The organism is Pseudoflavonifractor sp. MSJ-37, assembly GCF_018917965.1.
Classification (GTDB): Bacteria; Bacillota; Clostridia; order Oscillospirales; family Oscillospiraceae; genus Pseudoflavonifractor_A.
This window is the reverse complement of the sequence record NZ_JAHLPP010000002.1, coordinates 336,189-360,313: the sequence shown is the minus strand read 5'-3', so window position 1 is coordinate 360,313 and position 24,125 is coordinate 336,189. Positions and strand designations below refer to the sequence as shown.

18 protein-coding genes are annotated in these 24,125 nt (G+C 65.3%); 13 read left to right on the top strand and 5 right to left on the bottom strand.

The window, feature by feature from the left end; all coding sequences use genetic code 11:
* Positions 1-110: 110 nt before the first annotated feature.
* Positions 111-1,301: a BMP family ABC transporter substrate-binding protein gene (locus tag KQI12_RS07485; protein ID WP_216572307.1), complete on the bottom strand. Its 1,191-nt coding sequence runs from the start codon at positions 1,299-1,301 to the stop codon at positions 111-113.
* Positions 1,302-1,460: 159 nt separating this feature from the next.
* Positions 1,461-2,036, bottom strand: a complete 576-nt coding sequence (locus KQI12_RS07480) for a xanthine phosphoribosyltransferase (protein WP_216572298.1) — start codon at positions 2,034-2,036, stop codon at positions 1,461-1,463.
* 283 nt (positions 2,037-2,319) lie between these two features.
* On the opposite strand from KQI12_RS07480, the gene KQI12_RS07475 reads away from it, so the two are divergent.
* Entirely contained in the window at positions 2,320-3,969 is a 1,650-nt protein-coding gene (locus KQI12_RS07475) for an S-layer homology domain-containing protein (protein WP_216572296.1), read from the top strand.
* A 152-nt stretch (positions 3,970-4,121) separates the two neighbouring features.
* On the opposite strand, the gene KQI12_RS07470 is transcribed toward KQI12_RS07475, so the two are convergent.
* Complete coding sequence (locus KQI12_RS07470) at positions 4,122-4,802, bottom strand: YitT family protein (protein ID WP_216572294.1); 681 nt, start codon at positions 4,800-4,802, stop codon at positions 4,122-4,124.
* A gap of 430 nt (positions 4,803-5,232) precedes the next feature.
* On the opposite strand from KQI12_RS07470, the gene KQI12_RS07465 reads away from it, so the two are divergent.
* From KQI12_RS07465 to mfd, 8 genes are all read left to right on the top strand, one after another.
* Complete coding sequence (locus KQI12_RS07465; protein ID WP_253290891.1) at positions 5,233-5,721, top strand: HD domain-containing protein; 489 nt, start codon at positions 5,233-5,235, stop codon at positions 5,719-5,721.
* 215 nt (positions 5,722-5,936) lie between these two features.
* Complete coding sequence (locus tag KQI12_RS07460; RefSeq protein ID WP_253290890.1) at positions 5,937-7,136, top strand: DapH/DapD/GlmU-related protein; 1,200 nt, start codon at positions 5,937-5,939, stop codon at positions 7,134-7,136.
* Between the two features lie 119 nt (positions 7,137-7,255).
* Complete coding sequence (locus tag KQI12_RS07455; RefSeq protein WP_216572284.1) at positions 7,256-8,212, top strand: ribose-phosphate pyrophosphokinase; 957 nt, start codon at positions 7,256-7,258, stop codon at positions 8,210-8,212.
* Between the two features lie 85 nt (positions 8,213-8,297).
* Positions 8,298-8,894 carry an aminoacyl-tRNA hydrolase gene (gene pth, locus KQI12_RS07450; protein ID WP_216572282.1) on the top strand — a complete coding sequence of 199 codons (597 nt, stop codon included), beginning with the start codon at positions 8,298-8,300 and terminating at the stop codon, positions 8,892-8,894.
* A 146-nt stretch (positions 8,895-9,040) separates the two neighbouring features.
* Positions 9,041-9,874: a VanW family protein gene (locus KQI12_RS07445; protein WP_216572280.1), complete on the top strand. Its 834-nt coding sequence runs from the start codon at positions 9,041-9,043 to the stop codon at positions 9,872-9,874.
* Positions 9,871-11,328: an AMP-binding protein gene (locus KQI12_RS07440; RefSeq protein WP_216572278.1), complete on the top strand. Its 1,458-nt coding sequence runs from the start codon at positions 9,871-9,873 to the stop codon at positions 11,326-11,328. Before KQI12_RS07445 ends, KQI12_RS07440 begins: the two co-directional genes overlap by 4 nt.
* 1 nt (position 11,329) lies before the next feature.
* On the top strand, positions 11,330-11,596 hold the full coding sequence (locus KQI12_RS07435) for a phosphopantetheine-binding protein (protein WP_216572276.1): 267 nt from the start codon (positions 11,330-11,332) through the stop codon (positions 11,594-11,596).
* 141 nt (positions 11,597-11,737) lie between these two features.
* Positions 11,738-15,247 carry a transcription-repair coupling factor gene (gene mfd / locus KQI12_RS07430; protein ID WP_216572275.1) on the top strand — a complete coding sequence of 1,170 codons (3,510 nt, stop codon included), beginning with the start codon at positions 11,738-11,740 and terminating at the stop codon, positions 15,245-15,247.
* 755 nt (positions 15,248-16,002) lie between these two features.
* On the opposite strand, the gene KQI12_RS07425 is transcribed toward mfd, so the two are convergent.
* Both KQI12_RS07425 and KQI12_RS07420 read right to left on the bottom strand, forming a co-directional pair.
* Positions 16,003-17,496 (bottom strand): peptidoglycan DD-metalloendopeptidase family protein, encoded by a 1,494-nt coding sequence (locus KQI12_RS07425; RefSeq protein WP_216572273.1) that lies wholly within the window; start codon positions 17,494-17,496, stop codon positions 16,003-16,005.
* 258 nt (positions 17,497-17,754) lie between these two features.
* Positions 17,755-18,969 carry a peptidylprolyl isomerase gene (locus KQI12_RS07420; protein WP_216572268.1) on the bottom strand — a complete coding sequence of 405 codons (1,215 nt, stop codon included), beginning with the start codon at positions 18,967-18,969 and terminating at the stop codon, positions 17,755-17,757.
* 197 nt (positions 18,970-19,166) lie between these two features.
* On the opposite strand from KQI12_RS07420, the gene KQI12_RS07415 reads away from it, so the two are divergent.
* From KQI12_RS07415 to KQI12_RS07400, 4 genes are all read left to right on the top strand, one after another.
* Positions 19,167-19,535 carry a GntR family transcriptional regulator gene (locus tag KQI12_RS07415; protein ID WP_216572266.1) on the top strand — a complete coding sequence of 123 codons (369 nt, stop codon included), beginning with the start codon at positions 19,167-19,169 and terminating at the stop codon, positions 19,533-19,535.
* Positions 19,532-20,434 carry an ABC transporter ATP-binding protein gene (locus KQI12_RS07410; RefSeq protein WP_216572264.1) on the top strand — a complete coding sequence of 301 codons (903 nt, stop codon included), beginning with the start codon at positions 19,532-19,534 and terminating at the stop codon, positions 20,432-20,434. Before KQI12_RS07415 ends, KQI12_RS07410 begins: the two co-directional genes overlap by 4 nt.
* Positions 20,409-22,310 (top strand): hypothetical protein, encoded by a 1,902-nt coding sequence (locus tag KQI12_RS07405; protein WP_216572262.1) that lies wholly within the window; start codon positions 20,409-20,411, stop codon positions 22,308-22,310. Before KQI12_RS07410 ends, KQI12_RS07405 begins: the two co-directional genes overlap by 26 nt.
* 270 nt (positions 22,311-22,580) lie before the next feature.
* Positions 22,581-23,765 carry an acetyl-CoA C-acetyltransferase gene (locus KQI12_RS07400; protein WP_216572260.1) on the top strand — a complete coding sequence of 395 codons (1,185 nt, stop codon included), beginning with the start codon at positions 22,581-22,583 and terminating at the stop codon, positions 23,763-23,765.
* Positions 23,766-24,125 lie beyond the last annotated feature (360 nt).

The following is a 24,125-nucleotide window of genomic DNA, read 5'->3' as shown; positions in this document are numbered from 1 at the left end:
GCGCGTCTGCATCCCCGCCTGGGGCGGGAACAGGATGGGCGGGACCGCGGGACCGCGGCCCCGCCCGGGGTCAGTCATGGCTCAGGGCCTGCGGACGCAGGCCGGATGGATCACTGGGCGGAGACCTCAGTGATACCCTCCACGATGTAGTTGAAGTAGGGAGCGCTGGTCTGGCCGTCGGCCACGTCGCTCTCCTGGAAGCCCTGGGACAGGTCCACTTCCTCGCCGTCGGCGTTGACGCCCTTCAGGTCCGCCTTGAAGACCTCCAGCGTGCCGTCCTTCAGCGCGGCCTCGGCGGCGGCGATGGCGTCCTGAGTGCCCTCAGCAGCGATGGCCTCGTTCAGCGGGGTCAGGGCCACAGCGCCGTCGGCATAGCCCTTGCACCAATCCTGGGGGATGGGGGTGCCGTCGATCAGGTCCTGCACGGCCTCGGTGAAGTACACGCCCCAGTCGATCCGGGAGGACAGCAGGGAGGCGCCGGGGGCGGCGGTGGTCATGTCGGCGTTGTAGCCCACCTGGAAGGCGCCGTTGGCCTCAGCGGTGGTGGCGGGGCCGGTGGAGTCGGAGTGCTGGCTGATCACGCCGCAGCCCCGGTCGATCAGAGCCTGGGCGGTCTGGCTCTCCAGGCTGGCATCGTTCCAGGTGTTGGTGTAGATCACGTCCATCGTGGCCTCGGGGCAGACGCTCTTGGCGCCCAGATAGAAGGCGGTGTAGCCGGAGATGACCTCCGCGTAGGGGTAGGCGCCCACATAGCCCAGCTTGGGGTTGCCGATCTCCTTGGCCTTCATGCCGGCGGCGATGCCGGCCAGATAGCGGCCCTCATAGATGCTGGCGAAGCAGTTGTGGAGGTTGTCCAGGCCGGCGGTGTGGGCCTGGGTGCCGGTAGCGTGGCAGAACTGGACATCGGGGTTCTCCCGGGCGGCGGCGGTCACATAGTCGCCGAAGCCGAAGCTGGTGGCGAAGATCACGTTGCAGCCGGCGTCCATCAGCTCGTTCAGCGCGTCCGCGCAGGCGTCGTCCTCGGTGACATTGTACTTGGTGACGATCTGGTCGTCGGAGATGCCCAGGTTCTTCTGCATCTCCTTGGCGCCCTGCACCATGTTGTAGGTATAGCCCATGTCGCTCTCGTCGCCGATGTGGACGAAGCCGATCTTCAGGTCCTCCTTTGCGATACCGGCGCTGGGGGCGGAGCTGTTCGCGGGAGCGTCGGAAGCCGCGGGCTTGTCGGAGCCGCCGCCGCAGGCGGTCAGGCCCAGAGCTAGGGTGGCCGCCACAGCGGCGGACAGGATGCGCTTGTTCATGTCAGAGTTCCTCCTTCTTCAGACGGGGCCGGGGACCCTCCGGTCCGGGGCCGATGCATGAGACGTTCGTTCCTTTTCCTTTTTATCCTATAACGGCAGAGCCGTGATAGACGGAGAGACGCGGCCTTTCCCGGGGAATGGGACAGCCGGACTGGGGGATCAGCAAAACTCGATGGAGTGGGTGGACTCGTCCATGGACTTGACCCGGGCCAGAGATTCCACTCGCACGCCCATGGAGCGGATCAGGTCGCCGCCGGGCTGGAAGGCCTTCTCCACGCAGATGCCGGCGCCCACCAGGGTGGCGCCCGCGTCCTGCACCAGCTTGATCAGGCCCTGGAGAGCGCTGCCGTTGGCCAGGAAGTCGTCGATCAGCAGGACCCGGTCCTGGGGGCCCAGGAACTCCTTGGAGACGATGATGTCGTACACCTTGCCGTGGGTGAAGGACTCCACCTTGGAGGTGTACACGTCGCCGGCGATGTTCTTGGTCTTGTTCTTCTTGGCGAAGATCACAGGGACGTTGAAATACTGGGCCGTGAGGCAGGCGATGCCGATGCCGGAGGCCTCGATGGTCAGGATCTTGTTCACGCCGCAGTCGGCGAACAGGCGGTGGAACTCCTTGCCCAGCTCATTGATGAGCGCGATGTCCATCTGGTGGTTCAGGAAGCGGTCTACCTTGAGCACGTCCGTGCCCCGGATGGTGCCGTCCCTGCGAATGCGGTCTTCCAGCAGCTTCATGCCTCTTCATCCTCTTTTTTTGTGATTTTTGGGCCCTCCCATCTCCCGAGGCGGAGGGACTTTTTCATATTATAGTATCATAGCAAAAAAAGCGGTCCGCGTCACCCCTTTTTTGACAAAGATCCGACGATATCCTGTATATTTCCGGGGCGGATCCTGTCCCTTTCGTGGAAAGTCCCGCTCCTTCCCGTCCTTGCATCCCGGCCGTCGGCCTGCTACAATGGCCGTGAGAGGCTCCCGCCTCGTCATCCCGTCTCATCCGTCGTCCAGAAGGAGGCATCTCATGCAGCGACGTTCCATCTTTTCCGCGGGCCTGACCGTCTGTCTGGCCCTGTCCCTCTCCGCCCCCGCCCTGGCTTACAGCGATACCGCCGGCCACTGGGCCCAGTCCGCCATCCAGAAGGCCTCGGACTACGGCCTGATGGTGGGCTATGAGGACGGGCGCTTCGGCGTCAGCGACCAGCTGGACCGGGCGTCCTTCGTCACGGTCCTGTGCCAGATGTTCGGCTGGGACAAGGTATCTCCCTCCTCCCCATCCTACATCGACTGTCCCTCCACCCACTGGGCCTATGGCTATGTGGAGGCCGCCAAGGCCCATGGGGCCAGCGACAGCTCCGGCTCCTTCCGCCCCGGCGATCCGATCAGCCGGGAGGAGATGGCCATCCTGCTGGTGAAGGCCCTGGGCTACGACAGTCTGGCCCGGACCGCCGACCCAGACCTGCCCTTCTCCGACGTGACCCGGAACCAGGGCTACATCTCTCTGGCCTACCACATCGGCATGACTGCCGGCATCCAGGAGGGCGGGAAACTCCTCTTCAAGCCCGATCTCTCTGCCACCCGGGCGGAGGCCGCCGTCATGCTCACCCAGGTCTATGAACGCTATACCTCTAAATTGGACTGGGTCCACGGCTTCTACGCGATCTCCTCCTACAGCCAGATCGGTCTGACGAAGGAGATGGACGCGGTGTCGCTGGGCTGGGCCCGGATGGAGTACACCGCCGACGGCGGCCCCACGCTGAACACCACCTCCGCCAACGGCAACGGCTGGAAGATCCCGGAGGACCCCACCGCCGCCACGAGCTATCTCCAGTCCAACGGCACGCCCTACAACCTGTGCGTGTTCGGCAGTGCCGCCGACTCGATCGCGCTGGCGGACGGCACCACCACCTCCACCGTGGCCGCCGTGACGGGGACCCCCGCCGCCCGGGCCCAGGCCGTGGCCGCCCTCACTGCCGCATCCTCCGGCTATGCCGGCCTCACCATCGACTTCGAGGGGCTGAAGGACAAGGGCGGCCTCAAGTCCGACTTCGCCCAGTTCATGAAGGAGCTCCGGGCGGCCCTGCCCAAGAGCAAAGCCCTCTATGTCTGCGTCCAGCCGGGGCCCTATCTCACCGGCTTCGACTTCCGGTCTCTGGGCGAGAGCTGTGACAAGGTGATCCTCATGGCCCACGATTACCGGCCTCCGGTCAGCGACCTGCGGGTGGGCACCGTCCCGTCCGAGAGCTTCGCCGTGACCCCCTTCTCCAAGATCTACTCCGCATTGGTGGAGGTGACCGATCCCGACACCGGCGTCCAGGACCGAAGCAAGCTGGCTCTGGCCTTCTCCATGGACGACACGGGCTATCGGATCGACGAGTCAGGCAAGGTGCTGGAGTCCAAGTACTACCGGCCCAGCATGGCGGTCCTGGCCCAGCGGCTGGCCCAGCCCGGCATCGAGAAGGGCTGGAGCGCCACGGCCCGGAACCCCTGGGTCATCTACACCGATGAGAACGGCGACCGCTATAAGGTCTGGTATGAGGATGCCCGGAGCATCGCCGACAAGATCGACCTGGCGGAGATGTTCGGCATCCGGGGCGTGTCCTTCTGGCGGCTGGGCAACATCCCTGCCTCCGGGAGTTACGACCTCTGGTCGGCGGTCCGGGCGGAGCGCTAGGTGGTCGATCGGCCGCCCAGAGGGGCGCTGCTGACTATTTCCCCGCCATGGGCGGAACATCCCTCGCCCGTTGGGCGGACACAAAAAAAGTCCCCGGAGCGGCCGCTCCGGGGACTTCACTTCTTTCTTTCTTAGTAGGGATGCCGTCTCGATCAGGCGGCCACGACCTCGCCCTTCTTGACGAAGATCTTGTCGGTCGCCTTGCCGAAGATGCGGCAGAACTGGCCGTTCAGGATGGCGGCGACGATGGTGCCCTCACGGACGGTGGTGAACTTGTGCAGGACCACCAGAGAGACCACGGCGGCGATGATCACCAGAGACACGTCCACGACGGTGCGGATGTTGCCCCACTCCTTGCCAGTGCGGTCCGCCACGACGCTGATGAACGCCTCGCTGGGCTGCAGGGTGGCGTCAGCGGAGACCATCAGGGCCAGGCTCAGACCGAAGACCATGCAGCTGATCAGCAGGACCACGATCTTGGCGGGATAGGACTCAGGGTTGACACCGCCCACCAGAGCCATGTTTATGTCGATGAACACGCTGCAGATGAAGGTCGGGACCAGCTGGCTCACGATCTTCACGGGGCGGAACGTCTTGGGGGCGATGATGAACTCCAGGATGAAGAATGCCAGATTCACCAGGAAGGACCAAGTGCCCACAGAAATCTTCTCATTGCTCAGGATGAAGCCCAGGTTGGAGATACTGCTCATGGGGGACACGCCGATCCCGGCCTTGATGCCCAGGGCGATCGCGGTGCCCATCAGGAACACACCGATCAGGAACACGATCCAGCGTTTGACGATCTGATCTTTACCAGCGGAAGGAGTAGACATTTCGATACACCATCTTTTCTTCAAATTTTTCTTCTTCTGCACACTCAGCAAAATAGTCTTGGGCCGGCCGCTGTTTTGCCCAAAACTCTTATGATGATATGATGAATTTAACGCCACTTCCTACAAAAGTCAACTGTTTTTTCGTTCCGGTCCGTTTTTTATGTCTCTGTATCAAAACCATATATCGTTTTAATGTCCTTTTCAAAAAAACGACTCCATAGTTTTTTGAATATTTTCCACAAGATCATGTGGTCCTATGTCGTACAAAAGAGAGAAAGCCGTTTGTCGTACTTGCCGGTTTTTCTCCAGTTCCATTCCCTTCCATATCGTGGATATTTACAAAAAGGTCATGACGATCGGAACGGGCTGTATTATAATATGGGCCGTACACAGGATGCTGTGTATAGACCAACAGCAAGGGGCGATACCCATGGTTTTGTACGACGACGCACGCTGGCATGAATTCCTGGACTGTGTGCCCGACCTGATCGGGAGCCGCGAGGTCCTCTCCATGCGGGCGATCCCCCATCATCCCGGATGCAGCTGCTACGAGCACTCGGTGTTCGTGGCCTACATCGCCTACCGTCTGGCCCGCCGCTGGCGGCTGGACGCCCGGATGGCCGCCCGGTGCGGCCTGCTCCATGACCTCTACCTCTACAACGCCCGGGAGCCGGGCACCCACCCCGGCAACCAGTGCTTCGACCACCCGGTGGCGGCGGTCCGCAACGCCCGGGCCCTGTGCGGCGGCCTCAGCGCCAAAGAGGAGAACATCATCCTGTCCCATATGTGGCCGCTGGCCAAGCGGCGGCCCCGCAGCCGGGAGGCGGCGGTGGTCAACCTGGCTGACAAGTTCTGCGCGACTCTGGAGGTCTCGCAGTTCTGGCGGTTCATGGGGATGCGGCAGATGGTCACGGCATAACGGTCCCGACTCTGCCAAGAGGGCCCCTTCGCGGGGCCCTTTTTTTGTCGTCCAACGGCGGACGGACTGTAAAAAGACTGTCCCGGACCGTAAAACCGGTGTCAAGATCGTGCATTTCTCCGATATGGCGGTCCGCCCTTCATTTTCTTGAAAATAAGGGTGCATTTCCTCCGCCGTTTTGTTATAATCGAGTGGATAAAAGGAGTTGAGCGCATATGATGGAGACCGTGGGAGCCATCGTGTTCCTGGCCCGCGAGGGGAACGGCCGGCCCCTGATGATGGAGCCGCTGCTCTTCGATCCGGCGGCCCGCTGGCTGGAGCAGTCCCTGGAGCGGTCCGGCGTGGAGCGCTTCTTGGTGGTCTGCCGCCAGGAGGACCGGGAGCCGGCGGAGGCCTGCTTCCCTCTGGGCACCGTGTTCGTCACCACCGGGACCGAGGACGCCCGGGAGCGTCTGCTGGCCTTCCTGGAGGACCACAGCCGGGTCATCGCCGTGACGCGGCCTGTTTTCATGCCCGCCTATGCCGAGGACCGGGTCCGGGCCGCTCAGGCCGAGCTTCCCCCGCAGGAGAAGAACGCTATGCTCAGCCGGGGGGACCACCCCACCAGCTGCGGCGTGTTCGAGTTCACCGAGGCCGGGCGGAGCGCCCTGGCCGCCGGGAGCGACATCCAGGAGGCCCTGCGGGCCCACTGCCGGCCCTATGAAAGCTGCTTCCTCCCGCTGGAGGAGGACGGTCTGGACGCCTTCCAGATCACGGCCAAGGAGGAAAGCATCGCCCGTCTGAAGCGGGACGGCGTCCGCTTCCTGGATCCGGCCAGCGCCTTCGTGGGCCCCGGCGTCACCGTGGGCGGCGGCACCCTGATCCTGCCCGGCGTGATCCTGCGGGGCGCCGTCAAGATCGGCGCGGGCTGCGAGCTGGGCCCCAACACCATGATCCGGGACTGCACCGTGGGCGACGGCGTCACCGTCAATGCCTCTCAGCTCAACGAGAGCACTGTGGAGTCCGGCGCCAAGATCGGTCCCTTCGCCTACATCCGCCCCAACTGCCATGTGGGCCATGACGTGAAGGTGGGCGACTTCGTGGAGCTGAAGAACTCCTCCATCGGTGACGGCACCAAGATCTCCCACCTCACCTATGTGGGCGACTCCGACGTGGGCGGCCATGTGAACTTCGGGTGCGGCACCGTCACCGTCAACTACGACGGCACCAGCAAATTCCGCACCACCATCGGCGACAACGCCTTCATCGGCTGCAACACCAACCTGGTGGCCCCGGTGAAGATCGGCGACGGGGCCTATACCGCCGCCGGCTCCACCATCACCGACGATGTGCCGGCCGACTCGCTGGCCATCGCCCGCAGCGTGCAGGTGGTCAAGAAGCAGTGGGCCGCCCGCCGCCGTAGCCGCCGGAAATGAGCCGCGGCCCGGCATCCGTTCGACCTCCGGTCCCTTTCTGCGCACCGGTCTCGATATGACACGATCCCAGCGGGTCCGCACCCCGGACCTCAAATGATAAGAGAGGATGTATGCAAGCAATGATAGCACATGGCAAGGACATCAAGGTCTTCTGCGGCAGCTCCAACCGCCCTCTGGCCCAGGACATCTGCAAGAAGATCGGCACCTCCCTCGGTGAGGCCGAGGTGGGCACCTTCTCCGACGGCGAGAAGTACGTCTCCATCTACGAGACCGTCCGCGGCTCCGACGTGTTCGTGATCCAGTCCACCTGCAGTCCCGTCAACGACAACCTGATGGAGCTGCTCATCATGATCGACGCCATGAAGCGGGCCTCCGCCGGCCGCATCACCGCCGTGATCCCCTACTTCGGCTATGCCCGTCAGGACCGCAAGACCAAGCCCCGCGACCCCATCTCCGCCAAGCTGGTGGCCAACCTGATTACCCGCGCCGGCGCCGACCGGGTGCTGACCATGGACCTGCACGCCAACCAGATCCAGGGCTTCTTCGACATCCCCGTGGACAACCTGCTGGGCTCCCCTGTGTTCATCAACCACTTCATGGAGAAGTTCAAGGACTGCCATGACGAGGTCATGGTGGTCTCCCCCGACGTGGGCTCCGTGGCCCGCGCCCGCGCCTTCGCCCAGAAGCTGGACATGCCTCTGGCCATCGTGGACAAGCGCCGTCAGAAGGCCAACTCCTCTGAGGTCATGAACATCATCGGTGACGTGCGGGACAAGCGCGTCATCCTGCTGGACGACATGGTGGACACCGGCGGATCCCTCTGCCACGCCGCTCAGGCTCTGGTGGAGGTCGGCGGCGCCAAGTCCGTCACCGCCTGCGCCTCCCACGGTGTGCTGTCCGGTCCCGCGGTGGAGCGCATCCGCAACAGCGTGATCGACGAGGTCCTGTTCCTGGACACCATCCCCGAGAAGGAGAACACCTGCGACAAGATCAAGTATCTGTCCGTGGCTCCCATGTTCGCCGAGGCCATCGAGCGTATCTATGAGGAGATCTCCGTCTCCAAGCTGTTCCTGTAAGCGAACGCATCCCCTATGACATCGACGCCGCGCCGGAAGCCCGCTTCCGGCGCGGCGTATATCTTGACCGAACGAGGTGGACCCCATGTTTTTTGGAAGATCCTCCGGCCCCGTGACCTGGCTGGTCGTGGGCCTGGGCAACATCGGAGACAAGTATGAGAACACCCGCCACAACGTGGGGTTCGAGGTGGCCGACGAGCTGGCCGGCCGGGCCGATGTCCCCATCCAGAAGCTGAAATACCACGCCCTGACCAACACGGTAGAGATCGCCGGGGAGCGGGTCCTGCTCATGAAGCCCACCACCTATATGAACCTCTCCGGCGAGGCGGTGGGCGAGGCGGCCCGGTTCTTCAAGGTCCCGGCGGACCATGTGCTGGTGATCTCCGACGATGTGTCCCTGCCGGTGGGCAGGCTCCGCATCCGCCGGGGCGGCTCCGCCGGGGGGCACAACGGTCTCAAGAACATCATCCAGCACCTGGGCACCGACCAGTTCCCCCGGGTGAAGGTGGGCGTGGGCGAGAAGCCCCATCCCGACTACGACATGGCGGACTGGGTCCTGGGCAAGTTCCAGGGCGAGGACCGCAGGACCATGGACACGGCGGTAAAGCGGGCCGCCGACGCGGTGGAGTGCTTCCTCGCCCAGGGCGCCGAGAAGGCCATGAGCCGGTACAATGCCGGTTAAAGTGAACAGACTGCGAATGCGGGGGCCGGCGTCATGCCGGCCCCCGCATGGTATATTTATGGGGAGTGCTGCTGTTTGGTGCTGACTTTTCCGGAGAGATAGAGTAAAATCGACGCAGGACAGGAATGGCGTGGGAGGAAAAACGGATGGAACGGAGAAAGCTTTTTTGTGAATACGGGCCGGTCTGCTACCGCATCGCCCTGAAAAAGGAGGCCCTCCGGCGCAGATGGCGGGACACCCGGGCGCACACCCACTTTGCCTTGGAGACCTCGGCGGAGTCTCTTCCTGCGGTGGTGAAGGGACACCGCTCCCCCATGCTGCGGCGGCTCCACGGGGTGGATCTGTCCCTTCAGGAGAACAAGCGGAGCAATATGGCCCTGGCGGCGCCCTGCGTGGACGGGATCTTGGTGGCGCCGGGGGAGACCTTCTCCTTCTGGCGTTTGGTGGGGCCGCCCACCGCCGGGCGGGGCTATCGGGAGGGGCTGACCATCGGCGCCGGGCGGTTCTATGCCGGGGTGGGGGGCGGCCTGTGTCAGCTGGCCAATCTGATCCACTATCTGGTGCTGAACAGCCCGCTGACGGTTTCGGAGCTCCACCACCACTCGGACGCCCTCTTTCCCGATGAGCGGCGGCGGACCCCCTTCGGCACCGGCACCTCCATCTTTTACCCCCATGTGGACTATCGCTTCCGCAATGACACCGGGCAGACCGTCCAGCTCCGGGTGTGGCTGGAGGGGGACGACCTGTGCGGAGAGCTGCGGGCGGAGCGTCCCTTTCCCCGGCGCTACCGGCTCCGGGAGGAGGGGCACCGCTATGTCCGGGAGGGGGCGGACTGGTTCCGGGTGAGCCAGGTCTACCGGGAGACGGTGGACCGGGCCACCGGGGAGACCGTGGGCCGGGAGCTGGTGCTGGACAATCACTCCCGGGTGATGTACGACCCCGCCCTCATCCCCGAGGAAGAAAAGGAGGGGGCGGAATGAGACTTCTGGATCGGGTCCGGCTTCACTGTGAGACGCTGGGAGAGACCGCCGCTTTCCGCTCCGGCGGGGAGGAGCTGAGCTGGCGCACGGCGGGGGAGCAGGCCCGGGCGGTGGCCGCTTTCCTCCGGACCGGGCGGGGCCCGGTGGTGGTGTACGGCCATAAGGAGCCGTGGATGCCGGTGTGCTTTCTGGCCTGCCTGCTGGCGGGGCGGCCCTATCTTCCGGCGGACCGGAGCTGGCCCCCGGATCGGGTCCGGCAGGCGGCGGAGCAGGCGGGGGCCGGACTGCTTCTGGCGGTGGAGGAGCTGGAGCTTCCCGGTGTTCCCCGGCTGGGCCGGCGGGAGCTGGAGGCCCTTCCGGTCCCGGCGGAGTGGCCGGAGGAGGAGGTCTCCGACTGGGAGAGCGCCTATCTCATCTTCACCTCCGGGAGTACGGGGCGGCCCAAGGGAGTACCCATTTCCCGGGGAAGCCTGGACCGGTTCCTGTGCTGGAGTGCGGGCCTTCCGGGCATTGCGGCGGGGGCCCGCCGGGGGGTGCTCAATCAGGCGGGGTACGCCTTTGACCTGTCGGTGGCCGATCTCTATCTGTCCATGTGGACCGGAGGGACCCACACCGCCCTTACGGCGGAGGAACAGCGGGACTTTTCCACATTATATCCCGCTGTGTGGAAAAGTAAGGCGGGCCTCCTGGTGGGGACCCCATCCTTCCTGCGTCTGTGTCTTACGGACGCGTCCTTCTGCCGAGGGCAGATCCCCGCTCTGGGCGCGGTGTTCTCCTGCGGGGAGGTCCTGCCGCCCCGGACGGCGGGAAAGCTGCTGGACCGATTCCCGGACCTTGCCCTCTACAATGCCTACGGTCCCACCGAGGCGACCTGCGCAGTCACTGCCGCCCGCATCACGCCGGAGGACTGTGCCGGAGAAGAACTGCCCATCGGGACCTGGGGAGGAGGGACGGCGGAGCTCTCCATAGAGATGGATGGCCGCCCCTGCCCGCCGGGGACGGTGGGAGAGATCGTCCTGCGGGGCGGGGCTCTCTCCTCCGGCTATCTGGACGGTGGGCCCGGCGGCTTCCGGGAGACCCCCTCCGGCCGGGCCTACGGCACCGGCGACCTGGGCGTGTTCCGGGATGGGAAGCTCTGGTTCCGGGGCCGGAAGGACCGGCAGATCAAATACAAGGGCTACCGCATAGAGCCGGAGGAGATCGAGCGGACGCTGGAGACCCTTCCCGGGGTGGAGCGGGCGGCGGTGCTCCCTCGCCGGGGACCGGATGGGGGCGTCCGGGGCCTGACGGCTTTCCTGGAAGGGAAAGACCTTCCGGATGAGGGAGCGCTCTCCTGCCGGCTGGCGGAGCGACTTCCGCCGTGGATGATACCGGGGCGGTACCGCATCCTCCCCTGTATGCCCCTGACCCCCAACGGAAAATGCGACCGAAAGAGATTAGAGGAGTGGTTGTAGCATGGCTCTTACCATAGAAGCGCTCCGCGCCCTGCTGGCCGAGGCCTGCGGCGAGGCGGAAGCGGGCATGCCGGGGACCGACCTGCTGGAGAGAGAGCTGCTGGATTCCCTGGCGCTCATTTTGCTGCTGGAGGGACTGGAGGACCGGGGGATCGAGCTCTCCCCGGCCCGTCTGCCCCGGGAGACCTTCCGCACGGCGGAGTCCATCCTGGAGGCGGTGGAGCGGGCCGCCCGGGAATCGGGTGATGGTATATCACGCACATTCTGACCGGAAAGATCCCGTTTTCCTTGACGCTCCCGCCGGAACGTGCTATCCTGTTCAGCACATGGGATACCCCCTGCCCGGATGGGAACAGGGGGTCTTCTGCACGTCTATGACTTCCATATTTTTCTAAAAGGAGGGTGAAGGATGAAACTGCTCACCGATGTGCTGCGGGCGCTGCCCGAATTTCAGAAGTTCCTGGCCGCCATCGACGGCGGCGGCTGTCCCGCGGCGTTCTCCGGCCTCTCCCCCGTCCTGCGGGCCTATGTGGCCGCCGGCATCCGGCGGGAGGCCCGCCAGAGCGTGGTGCTGGTCTGCGCCGACGAGAGCGATGCGGAACGGCTGGCCCGGGACCTGCGCTCCCTCACCGAGGAGGAGGTCCTGCTGATCGCCCCCCGTGAGTTCACCTTCCACCATGCCGCCGTGGTCTCCCGGCAGTATGAGCACCGGCGGCTGGCCGCCTTCCGGGCCCTGTCTCAGGACCGGGCCGGGCTGGCCGTGGTGACGGTGGAGGCCCTGCTCCAGCGCACCCTGCCCCCGGAGCTCCTCTCCGCCGCCTGCCGCACACTGAGGGCCGGCGGGAGCTGCGATCTGGCCGAGCTGACCGAGGCCCTCACCGCCGCCGGGTACGCCCGGTGCCAGCAGGTGGAGGGCGTGGGCCAGTTCGCTCTCCGGGGCGGCATCCTGGACGTGTTCTCCCCCGCCCGGGAGAAGCCCGTCCGGGTGGAGTTCTTCGGGGACGAGATCGACTCCATGGGCGAGTTCGACGTGAACACCCAGCGCCGGACGGCGAACCTGGACGAGGTGGAGCTCCTGCCCGCCGCCGAGGTCCTGCCCCATCTGGCCCCCGGGGGCCTCTCCGGCCTGACGGACCGCCTGCGCCAGCTCCTGGAGCAGGTCCGCCGCCGGAAGGGGGAGCAAGCCGGCCTCCCGCAAAGCCTCTCCGAGGACCTGGAGCGGCTGGAGAACGGGGCCGCCTTCCCCGCTCTGGACCGGTATCTCCCCCTGATCTATCCCCAGATGGCCACCGCCGCCGACTATCTGCCCCCCGACGCGGTGGTCCTCCTCTGCGAGACCCCCCGGGTGATGGAGCGGGGCAAAAACTGGCTCTGGCAGCTGGGCGAGGACGTAGGCGCCCTGCTGGAGAACGGCACGCTGGCCGGGGAGAGCGCCCGCTTCTCCCGGACCATGGAGGAACTGTGGGCCCGGCTGGCCGACTGGCCCCTGGCCTATCTGGACTCCTTCACCACCGGCCAGTATCCCCAGAAGCCACGGACCCTCCTGAACCTGCTGGCCAAGCAGCTCCCCTCCTACGGCACCAGTCTGGAGACCGCCGTCTCCGACCTGTCCCATTATCTGGACGAGGGCTATCGGGCGGTGGTGCTGGCCTCCAGCCAACAGCGGGCGGACAACCTCCAGATCCTCCTGCGGGAGAACGGCCTCAAGCCCGCCGTGGACTATGCCCTCCACGAACTGCCCCAGTCCGGCCGGGCGGTGATCGCCGTGGGCGGCCTGTCCGCCGGTCTGGAGTTCCCGGACGCGCGGTTCGCCATCCTCACCGAGGGCCAGAGCGGCCCCGTCCGGAAGCGGAAGTCCCGCGCCGACGACGGCCCCACCAACCGGGCCAAGCTGGGGAGCTACGCGGACCTCTCCCCCGGCGACCTGGTGGTCCATGAGCACCACGGCGTGGGCCGCTTCCAGGAGATGGTCAAGATGCAGGTGGACGGCGTGGAGAAGGACTACATCAAGATCGCCTACGCCGGGGCCGACGTGCTCTACGTCCCCGCCACCCAGCTGGATCTGGTCAGCAAATACATCGGCGGCGGCGAGGACGCCCAGGAGAAGAAGAAGCTCTCCAAGCTGGGCGGCACCGAGTGGAAGAAGGCCAAGCACAAGGCCAAGAAGGCCGTGAAGGATCTGGCCAAGGGCCTGATCCAGCTCTACGCCCAGCGCCAGCGTCAGCCGGGCTTCGCCTTCTCCCCCGACTCCGAGTGGATGAAGGAGTTCGAGGACCAGTTCGAGTACGCCGAGACGGACGATCAGCTCCGCTGTATCGCCGAGATCAAGCGGGACATGGAGCAGGCCCGGCCCATGGACCGGCTCCTCTGCGGCGATGTGGGCTATGGCAAGACCGAGGTGGCCTTCCGGGCGATCATGAAGTGCGTGCTGGACGGCAAGCAGGCCGCGATCCTGGTCCCCACCACCGTGCTGGCCCGCCAGCACTTCCTGTCCGCCAAGCAGCGCTTCGCCAAATATCCGGTGGAGATCGATGTGGTGTCCCGCTTCCGCACCCCCGCCCAGATGAAGGAGACCCTCCGCCGGGTGGAGCAGGGCGGCATCGATCTGCTGATCGGCACCCACCGGCTCTTCCAGAAGGATGTGAAGTTCAAGGACCTGGGCCTGCTGGTGATCGACGAGGAGCAGCGCTTCGGCGTGGCCCACAAGGAGAAGCTCAAGGAGCTCTCCCGGCAGGTGGACGTTCTGACCCTCTCCGCCACCCCGATCCCACGGACCCTGAACATGGCCCTCTCCGGCATCCGGGACATGTCCACATTGGAGGAGCCCCCCATGGACCGCCAGCCGGTGCAGACCTATGTGCTGGAGCACGACTGGGGCGTGCTCTCCGACGCCATGCGCCGGGAGCTGGAGCGCGGCGGGCAGGTGTACTATCTCCACAACCGGGTCGAGACGATCAGCCGCACCGCCGCCCGGATCCGGGAGCTGCTGGGCGGCGAGGTCAACGTGGGCGTGGCCCACGGCCAGATGACCCAGGAGGAGCTCAACGACGTGATGAGCCGTATGAGCGAGGGCGAGCTGGACGTGCTGGTCTGCACCACGATCATCGAGACGGGCATCGACATCCCCAACGCCAACACCCTCATCATCGAGGACGCGGACCACATGGGCCTGGCCCAGCTCCACCAGATCCGGGGCCGGGTGGGCCGGTCCAGCCGCCGGGCCTACGCCTATCTCACCTTCCGCCGGGGCAAGGTCCTCAGCGAGGTGGCCTCCAAGCGTCTGGGCGCGATCCGGGAGTTCGCGGAGTTCGGCTCCGGCTTCAAGATTGCCATGCGGGATCTGGAGATCCGGGGCGCGGGCAACGTGCTGGGTCCGGAGCAGTCCGGCTTCCTGCTCAGCGTGGGCTACGACCTCTATCTGAAGCTGCTGGAGGAGGCCGTGCTGGAGGAGCAGGGCAAGCCGCTCCCCAAGGACAGCGAGTGCTCCGCCGACCTGACGGTGGCGGCCTCGATCCCCGACCGCTATGTGCCCAGCCAGGAGGAGCGGATGGACCTGTACCGCCGGATCGCGGCCATCCGTAGCGAGGCCGACGCCGACGACCTGACCGACGAGCTGATCGACCGCTACGGCGACCCGCCCCGCACGGTGAACGCCCTGATCTCGGTGGCGATCCTCCGGGCCCACGCGGCGGCCAGCGGCATCTCGGACATCGTCCAGAAGGGGGCCAGCGTGAACTTCTTCCTCCGGGACTTCGACCTCCAGAAGATCTCCGCCCTGGCGGCGGAGCGGAAGTACCAGGGCCGCCTGGTGGTGGTCCCCGGCGACAAGCCCTGCATCGCCCTCCGTCTGAAAAAGGGCGAGGACGCCCTCAAGTGGAGCACCCGGCTGGTGGAGAATCTGGCCAAGGCAGAGGGATGAGCGGGCCGCGCCCAACGGGCGGGGGTGTTGTGTCCTCGCTTGCGCAGCCGTTGGCGGCTCTGCCGCCTTACGGATGCGGCATGCCCCTTGCGGGTGCGGACGGGCCGCCTATCCGGCGGGGACCCTATTTCTTTTTCTGTGCGGCAGAAAAAGAAACAGGGGAAAGAAAAAGGACCGCCAGAGGGGGACAGTCGATCCCCCTCTGGACTCCCCCCAATGCGTCCCCGGCCGGCGTTCGAAGGCAACAGCGCCCGCGCGAGCCTGGCAGCACACACACGTTCGCCCGGCGCTCCCGACGGACGTTTTTTGGCTCAAAAAACAAGATGGCCCGGCAACTTCGAAGGGCAGGATCGGACGGGAGCGCTCTGTACGTCCAGACTATCATAGGGGCGGCGTCCCCGACGCCCCACCATAGACTTTCAGCCGTGCGCTCCGCGCGATCAGAGGACATCCGAGACGAGGACAGGGCCTTTATGACCGAATGAGGAGAGGACGAGCGCATAGGGGGTGTCCAGAGGGGAGGTCCGCCCCCTCTGGCGTTCTTTTTCTTTCCCCCCTTTCTTTTTTCTCATGGGAGAAAAAGAAAGGGGGCTCCTGCCGAGTAGGCGGCCCGCGCGCACCCGCAAGGGGCATGCCGCATCCGTAAGGCGGCAGAGCCGCCAACGGCTGCGCAAGCGAGGACACATCTCCCCCGCCCCGTTGGGCGGACACAAAAACGCCCCCGCTCACAGACGAGCGGGGGCGTCCTCTTCTCCTCAGCTGAGGTAATTGTACGGATTCACGAGGCTTCCGTTCACATGGACCTCGAAGTGGCAGTGCGTGCCGGTGGAGCGGCCGGTGGAACCGGCCTTGGCGATCGCCTGGCCCTGATAGACCTTGTCCCCCACGCTGACCAGCAGGCTGGAGTTGTGGGCGTAGTAGGTCTGCTTGCCGTTGCCGTGGTCGATGACCACCAGCTTGCCATAGGTGCCGTTCCACCCGGCGAAGGTGACGGTGCCGCCGTCAGCGGCCTTCACGGACGTGCCATAGGATACGGCGATGTCGATGCCCCGGTGGAAGCTGTAGGAACTGAAGATGGACCGGTAGCCGTAGCCGGAGGTCACGCGGCCGGACACGGGCCAGATGAAGTAGCCCTTGGGCAGCCAGGAGGGGCGCTCCTTGGTCCCCACCGCCACCACCTTCTCGGTGGGCTGAGTCAGGACGGTGCTACCGGTGATCTCCCGGCCGGTCTCCCGGCCGTTCACATAGGTCACGTTGGCGGACACCCGCTGAGCGCCGGCGGAGCCGGCGGCCAGCACCTTGGTCTCGCCAGTGTACATGGAGCTGTCCTCCACCTGACGGGTGGCGGGGGCGATCGTCTCGTCATAGGTCACCGCGTCCACCGTCTGGATGGACAGCACGGGGATCTCTTCCTTGATGTTCAGGGTCTGACCGATCAGGAGCTTGTCCACGTCCACGCCGGGGTTCAGGGCCTCCAGCTCCCGCATGGTCATGCCGTTGTCCATGGCCAGGGCCATGAAGGTGTCGCCGGACTGGACCTCATAGGTGGTCTCGCCGTCGGCATTGGACAGGAGGGCCGCCCGGATGGTGTCCGCGTCCTGCTCCACATCGGTGGAGATATACTCCCGGGCGATCTGCACCTCATCCAGGAACTGGCTGGACACGGTGGACTCGGTCTCATAGCGGGCCTTGATCTCGTCCAGGATGGCGTCCAGACTGGCCCGGTCATCGGCGGCGCCGATCACCTTGCCGTCCACGGAGAGGACATAGCTCTTCATCACGTCGCCGATCCGATCCAGCAGGTAGGGCTCCAGACGGGTGGCGGAGGGGACGGCGTCCCGCTCGGTGAGGGCCAGCCGGTAGCTGACCTCCCCGTCCATGGTGTAGTCATAGCCCAGGATCTGGGTGGCCCGGGCCTCCACCCGGCGGACGGCGGCCTCGAAGTCGGACTTGTGGGCCACCACGCCGATGGGCTGTCCGTCCAGCACCACCTGATAGGTGGGGGTGTAGACGGTGCTCACCACGGCGGCAGTGCCCAGGATGGTGGCAGAGGCCAAGAAGGCCATGGGGTGGAAGGAGCGGAACCGGGCCGCCACGGCGTCCGCCCGGCGGATCAGCTCCGGCCGCTCCTCCAGGAAGCGCTCGATCCGCTCCTGAGCGGCGCCCAGCGTCCGCGCCCGAAGGGCGCCGGCGGCCGCAGAAAAGCCCTCGCGCAGAGACGCGCGGGGCTGCTGAAGGGACTCGTCCATTGGGTAGGACCTCCAAAAATATGAGATACCGCCGGGCCGATCCCGGCGGCTGACAGCTTTGGATCAAAAAGATTACAAAACGGTTACAAACGTTAGTGTACACTTTTTCCGATATCCCGTCAAGTCTTTTTTGGCGTCCAGCGTACCGAGCGGCCTGCCAATGGAGGAAAAATCGAAATTTTTTGTCAGAAAACGGCATGAACAGAGCCGCGGCGGATGCCGCGGCTCTGTCTCTGTCCCGTCAGGACGGACTGTCTTTCACGCCGCCGGGGAGGCCTCCGGCGCGGAGCTGTCGGCGGCCTCCGGCGCGCCGCTCTCCTCCGGAGCCGGGGAGGCGCTCTCCTTGGCCTTGGCCGCCGCCTGGAGGGCCTGCTGATAGGCGCTCTGCTTGGCCAGCAGCTTGGTGTAGAAGTCCTGCGGGTCGATCGCGTCGTAGCAGTCCTTCTGCTCCACCACGGCGGTCTCCGACCACTGCCGCATCAGGTCGCTGAACCTGGACTGGGCCCAGCCCTCCCTCGTCTCGTCGGTGTCGGCGTCCAGCCGCAGGATGATGTGGTAGCCGAAGCGGCTCTTCACCGGGTCGCTGATCTCCCCCACCGCCAGAGCCTGAGAGGCCTCCTCGAACTCAGAGACCATCTGGCCGGGGGTGGCGGTGTAGCCGTCCGGAGAGGACTGGCTGCCCGAGTCGTCGCTCCGCTCCTCCATCTTCTCGGTGAACACCTTCTCCCGCTGGTCCGCGGGGACGGCCTTCAGCTCGGCGACCAGAGCGTCGGCCTCCGCCTTCACCTTGGCCTGCTCCGCGTCGGAGAAGTCTGTATAGCTCCCGTCCTCGTTCTCCTTCCGGGTGGAGAGGAGGATGTGCTTCACCCGATAGATGCCGTTCTCCTCCAGATAGGTGTCCATGTCCTCATCGGTGGGGTCCAGCTCCCCCTCCTCCTTCAGCTTGTCCAGCAGGTCGCTGGCCAGATAGCTGATCTGGGCATAGCGGAGGAGTCCGTCCTGAGACACGCCCTGGGCGTCCAGCGCCAGTTGGAGGTCCACGCCCTGCTCTTGGAAGCGGCTCTCCAGATCGGTGAACTGCTGGTCCAGCTCGGCCTGCTGATCGTCGGTCAGGGCCACGCCGTATTCGTCGGCCTTGTTGCGGATGGCCTGATAGAAGGAGGCCTGCTCCAGAGCGGTCTGCTTCACCTGCTGGGCCAGGGTGGTGCCGTCGTCCCCGGCGGTGGTCCAGGCATCGTCTCCAGTGAGGGCCCCCATCTGGTCCTGGGCGCTGACCGCCTGCCCCAGCAGGAACAGGTAGTCCTCCGCATCGACGGCGACGCCGTCCACGGTCATCACCGTCTCCCCTTTTTTCAGTCCGGAGAGCTCATAGGTCACATCATGGCCGGCGGAGACGCTCCCGCAGCCGCTCATCGTCCCGGCCAGCGCCGCTCCCGTCAGGAGCAGGGCCAGCCCACGCTTCATTCGATCCATCATATCCTCCTGTCCGCCGCCCGCGGCGGCGTGGTATCCCTGATACTATACCACTCCGGCCCCGCCGGCACAAGGCGGATCCTGTCCGGGGCAAAACGTCAGGAAATGTTAAGACTTCTCCCCTTGTCTTTCGCCGGCAGCTTCCGGTATACTGGATCTATAGCTGAAACAGAACGAACGGAAAGTGAGGTGCCGCTATGCTTCGGCTGGACTATCGGGATCCCCGGTCCATCGACCAGCAGCTCCGGGACGGGCTGCGGCGGCTGATCGTCTCCGGGGCCTTCTCCCCCGGCGAGGCCCTCCCCGCCGCCGGGGACGTGGCCGCCGCCCTGGTCATCAATCCGGAGCCCGTCCGGCGGGCCTATCGGGCTCTGGAGTCCGAGGGCTGTGTCCGGCTCCAGGGGGAGCGGGCCTCTGTGGCCCCGGAGGCCGCCGATCTCCGGCGGCGGGACCTGCTGGCCCGCTTCGACCGGACCGCCGGAGAGCTGTTCGCCCTGGGCGAATCCAGGGAGAGCCTGACCCGCCGGCTGGAGCGCCGTCCACATCGAGAGGAGGTCATCCCTTGATCGAAACGAAAAACGTAGTCAAGCGCTTCGACGGCGTCGCCGCCCTGGACGGCCTGACCATGGAGGTGCCCGACGGGGCGGTCTACGGACTGGTGGGCCCCAACGGAGCGGGGAAGTCCACCCTCCTGCGCCACGTCACCGGCGTCTGCCGGCAGGACTCCGGCCAGGTGCTGGTGGGCGGCGAGCCCGTCTATGAGAACGTCGCCGCGAAGGCCCGGATCGCCTCCATCCCCGACGAGCTGTACACCTTCCTGTCGGCCTCCACCCGGGATATGCGGGACTTTTTCAAGGGCTTCTATCCCACGTTCGACCAGAAGCGCTATGAGGCCCTGAAAGACGTGTTCTCCTCCATCGACGAGCGGCTCCCCATCCGCCGCCTGTCCAAGGGGATGCAGAAGCAGGCCGCCTTCTGGCTGGCCCTGTGCTGCCGCCCCGACCTGTTGGTGCTGGACGAGCCGGTGGACGGTCTGGACCCGGTCATGCGGCGGCAGGTCTGGTCCCTCATGCTCCAGGACGCGGCGGAGCGGGGCATGACGGTGCTGGTGTCCTCCCACAACCTGCGGGAGCTGGAGGACGTGTGCGACCATGTGGGCATCCTGTCCAAGGGCCGGCTCCTGCTGGAGCGGTCTCTGGCAGACCTCCAGGGGGACATCGTGAAGATGCAGGTGGTGTTCCAGCAGAGGGATCTGCCGGAGCTCCCGCCGGACCTGAAGGTCCTCCACGTGTCCCAGGTGGGCCGGATCCACACCCTGATCGTCCGGGGCTCCGCCGACGAGGTGACGAACCGGCTGGCGGTCTACGCCCCGATCCTCATGGACGCCCTGCCCCTGACCCTGGAGGAGATCTTCATCTATGAGCTTGGAGGTGAGGACTATGCGGTCCGCGATATCGTCCTTTGAGGCCAGGCTCCGGGCCTGGTGGAGCCCCGCTCTGTTCCGCAAGGACCTGTGCCGCTTCTGGCCGGTCTGGACTCTGTACGGGGCGGTGTGGACCCTGATCCTGCCCGTGCATCTGTTCCGGGCGCGGCTGGACTTCGATATGGCGCCCGGATACTGGACCACCGGACTGGTGCTGGACACGATCCCCATCGGCATCCCCCTGTCCCTGATCTTCGGCCTTCTGGCGGCCATGGCGGTGTTCTCCTACTTATACAACAGCCGGGCCGCCCTGCTGATGCACGCTCTGCCGATCCGGCGGGAGGGACTGTTCCTGACCAGCTATCTGGCGGGCCTGTCCTTCCTGGTCCTGCCCATCCTGGCGGTGGGGCTCCTGGCCCTGGGGGCGGAGGTCCTGGCCGGGCGGGGCGTGGACGCCGGTCTCCTCTTCCTGTGGGGCTGGTGTCAGGTCATGATGAGCTTCTTTTTCTACTCCTTCGCCGTGTTCTGCGGGATGTTCACCGGCCAGCTCCTGGCCCTGCCCGCTTTCTACGGGATCCTCAACGTACTGGTCCTGGGCCTGTGGCAGCTGTCCAACACAGTGGCGGGCTGTCTCCTGTTCGGCTTCTCCTATGACCGGGGCTGTCCCGCCTGGGTGGAGTGGCTCACTCCCGTCTACTGTTACAGCATCCGGGTGGGGGACACCGGCTCGCCCGAGTACCGCTTCACCGGCCTGACGGCCATCTTCTTCTATGCCTTCGTGGGACTGGTGCTGGCGGTGCTGTCCCTCCTGCTCTATCAGCGGCGGCAGGTGGAGTCCGCCGGTGATATCGTGTCCGTGCCTTGGGTGCGGCCTATCTTCAAATATGGCGCGGCCTTCTGCACCGCCATGGCGCTGGGGCCCTTCCTGTGGGCGCTGTTCTGCCCGGACCAGCGGCGGAGCGACCTGTGGGTCCTGCTGGCGGTCCTGCTCTTGGCCGGGGCCTTAGGCTATTTCGTGGCGGAGATGTTCCTGCGGAAGAGCTTCCGGGTGTTCCGGACGGGCTGGAAGGGCTGTGCGGTCTTTCTGGTCCTGCTGTCCCTGGGGGCCGGTATGCTGAGGATGGACCCCTTCGGCTTCGAGGACCGGGTCCCTGATGCCGGGCAGGTGGCCTCCATCTCCTTCACCAACGGCCAGTCCTTCCCGCCCTACGATGACGCCTGCTATCCCACCTCTCTGGACCGGGCCGAGGACATCCGGCACTTCATCGCCTTCCACCAGTCCGTGGTGGACCACAAGGCGGAGATCCGGGAGGCCGTGGAGACCGGCGGCGACTCCGTGTTCGCCCGGGAGGAGATCCTCCGCGCCGACGACCCCTCCTGGGAGTTCTCCTGGGTCACGCTCTCCTTCACCTATCGCTTCACCGACGGCGGCCGGATGAGCCGGACCTACCGCATCCCAGTGACAAAGGCCCTTCTGGCCGACCCGGAGTCCCCCGCCGCTCGGCTGGATGACCTGATCAACGCCCCTGGCTTCTGTGAGGAGCTGTACTTCTCCCGGTACGCCCCCGGCGACAAGCTGATCCACGCCTCCCTCTCTACGACCGGGAACTCCGATCTGGAGTTCGACGGATCGGACGCCCAGCGGCTCCTGTCCGCGGTCCGGGACGACCTGGCGGACGGCACACTGGGCCGTCACTACCTGATGGACAGCGCGGAGCGGTCCGCCAACTGCTACTGGAACGACCTGACCTTCACCTTCTCCCTCTCCGGGCAGAGGGACGCGCCCCGGACGGAGGATCCGCCGGGCAATGTCTACGAGATCACCGTCACGGTCCAAGCCGGAGCGGAGCGGACCCTCTCTGTCCTGCAAGAGCTGGGGGCTGGAGAGGACCTGATCCTGTGGTCCGATATAGACTGAACAGTCTTTTTACGTTCTGCCGAAAACTCTTCCTCTGTCCGTTAAATTTTTGACCATCTTTTCAAAAGCGGTGCTGTTCTCTGCGTGTTTTTTCCGGACAGCGCCGCTTTTTTCGTTTTAAACTTCGTAGTTTTGTTCGTTAAAAGATTCACAAATAGCAGTTGCATTTTTGTTTTCTATCCATTATAATGAGATCGCTGGTTGAAACGATGCTTTTCAACGACCACCTCTACAAATCATGATCGATAAAATTTTGGAGGGTCATCATCTATGAAGGACATTTATATCGTCAGCTGCTGCCGCACCGCCATCGGCTCCTACGGCGGTTCCCTGAAGGACATCCCCGCCGCCAAGATGGGCTCCATCGTGGCCGCCGAGGCGCTCAAGCGCGCCAATGTGAAGCCCGAGCAGGTGGATGAGGTCATGTTCGGCGCGGTCCTGACCGCTGCGGCCGGCCAGAACGTGGCCCGTCAGGTCTCTCTGGGCGCCGGCATCCCCCAGGAGATCCCCGCCTACACCGTCAGCATGGTCTGCGGCTCCGGCATGAAGGCCGTTATCGAGGGTGCCCGCACCATCCTGGCCGGCGACGCTGAGATCATCCTGGCCGGCGGCACCGAGAACATGTCCGCCGCTCCCTACGCCATGCCCGCCGCCCGCTGGGGCGCCCGGATGTTCGACACCAAAATGGTGGACACCATGGTGAAGGACGGCCTGTGGGATGCCTTCAACGACTACCACATGGGCATGACCGCCGAGAACGTCTGCGATCAGTGGGGCATCACCCGCGAGGAGCTGGACGCGTTCGCGCTCAGCTCTCAGATGAAGACCAAGGCCGCTCAGGAGGCCCATAAGTTCGACGACGAGATCGTCCCTGTCCCCGTGAAGGTCAAGAAGGAGATCGTGGACTTCAAGGAGGACGAGTTCCCCCGCCACAACAGCACCGCTGAGGGCCTGGCCAAGCTGAAGCCCGCCTTCAAGAAGGACGGCGGCCGCGTCACCGCCGGCAATGCCTCCGGCGTCAACGACGGCGCCGCCGCCATCGTGCTGGCCTCCGGCGAGGCCGTGGAGAAGTACGGCCTGAAGCCCATGGCCAAGCTGGTCTCCTGGGGCCAGGGCGGCGTGGATCCCAAGATCATGGGCGTGGGCCCCGTGCCCGCCTCCCGCCAGGCCATGGAGAAGGCCGGCCTGACCATCGATGACATGGACCTGATCGAGGCCAACGAGGCCTTTGCCGCTCAGTCCATCGCTGTGGCCCGCGAGCTGAAGTTCGATATGAGCAAGGTCAACGTCAACGGCGGCGCCATCTCTCTGGGCCACCCCGTGGGCTGCTCCGGCGCCCGCATCATCGTCACCCTGCTGCATGAGATGCAGAAGCGCCCCGAGGCCAAGAAGGGCCTGGCCACTCTGTGCATCGGCGGCGGCATGGGCACCGCGGTCATCGTGGAGAAGTGCTGATCCCTATTCCTGAGTCCTGACGACCGTCCAAAAGCGCCGGGCCGCAGATGCGGTCCGGCGCTTCAGCGTGTCGAACCAGTTCGACACGCTTCTCAGAAATGCCAGTTCGTTCTTTGTGAAGAACGAACTGGCATTTCTGAGAGGGGGATGCAGGCCGCCGCGCGCACTCGCTTTGCTCGCACACTAGCGGCCTGAGAAGAGTTTTTTCTGAGGCACATGTCCTCAGAAAAAACGCCTTACATCTCATTCCGTCCCCTGCGGGTGACGGAACTCTGCGAGGCTCTTGCATCGCTCAACGTGAAAAATGCCTTTTTCGACATTCTGAAGCGCCGGGCCGCAGATGCGGTCCGGCGCTTTGTG

Bases quoted from the DNA above. Each gene is read 5' to 3' on its own strand.
- KQI12_RS07445 (WP_216572280.1), top strand. From the start codon at position 9,041: ATGGAACGGAGAAAGCTTTTTTGTGAATACGGGCCGGTCTGCTACCGC.
- KQI12_RS07400 (WP_216572260.1), top strand. From the start codon at position 22,581: ATGAAGGACATTTATATCGTCAGCTGCTGCCGCACCGCCATCGGCTCC.
- KQI12_RS07480 (WP_216572298.1), bottom strand. From the start codon at position 2,036: ATGAAGCTGCTGGAAGACCGCATTCGCAGGGACGGCACCATCCGGGGC.
- KQI12_RS07475 (WP_216572296.1), top strand. From the start codon at position 2,320: ATGCAGCGACGTTCCATCTTTTCCGCGGGCCTGACCGTCTGTCTGGCC.
- KQI12_RS07440 (WP_216572278.1), top strand. From the start codon at position 9,871: ATGAGACTTCTGGATCGGGTCCGGCTTCACTGTGAGACGCTGGGAGAG.
- KQI12_RS07405 (WP_216572262.1), top strand. From the start codon at position 20,409: ATGCGGTCCGCGATATCGTCCTTTGAGGCCAGGCTCCGGGCCTGGTGG.
- KQI12_RS07455 (WP_216572284.1), top strand. From the start codon at position 7,256: ATGATAGCACATGGCAAGGACATCAAGGTCTTCTGCGGCAGCTCCAAC.
- KQI12_RS07425 (WP_216572273.1), bottom strand. From the start codon at position 17,496: ATGGACGAGTCCCTTCAGCAGCCCCGCGCGTCTCTGCGCGAGGGCTTT.
- KQI12_RS07420 (WP_216572268.1), bottom strand. From the start codon at position 18,969: ATGGATCGAATGAAGCGTGGGCTGGCCCTGCTCCTGACGGGAGCGGCG.
- KQI12_RS07485 (WP_216572307.1), bottom strand. From the start codon at position 1,301: ATGAACAAGCGCATCCTGTCCGCCGCTGTGGCGGCCACCCTAGCTCTG.
- KQI12_RS07470 (WP_216572294.1), bottom strand. From the start codon at position 4,802: ATGTCTACTCCTTCCGCTGGTAAAGATCAGATCGTCAAACGCTGGATC.
- KQI12_RS07465 (WP_253290891.1), top strand. From the start codon at position 5,233: ATGGTTTTGTACGACGACGCACGCTGGCATGAATTCCTGGACTGTGTG.
- pth (WP_216572282.1), top strand. From the start codon at position 8,298: ATGTTTTTTGGAAGATCCTCCGGCCCCGTGACCTGGCTGGTCGTGGGC.
- KQI12_RS07460 (WP_253290890.1), top strand. From the start codon at position 5,937: ATGATGGAGACCGTGGGAGCCATCGTGTTCCTGGCCCGCGAGGGGAAC.
- mfd (WP_216572275.1), top strand. From the start codon at position 11,738: ATGAAACTGCTCACCGATGTGCTGCGGGCGCTGCCCGAATTTCAGAAG.
- KQI12_RS07435 (WP_216572276.1), top strand. From the start codon at position 11,330: ATGGCTCTTACCATAGAAGCGCTCCGCGCCCTGCTGGCCGAGGCCTGC.
- KQI12_RS07415 (WP_216572266.1), top strand. From the start codon at position 19,167: ATGCTTCGGCTGGACTATCGGGATCCCCGGTCCATCGACCAGCAGCTC.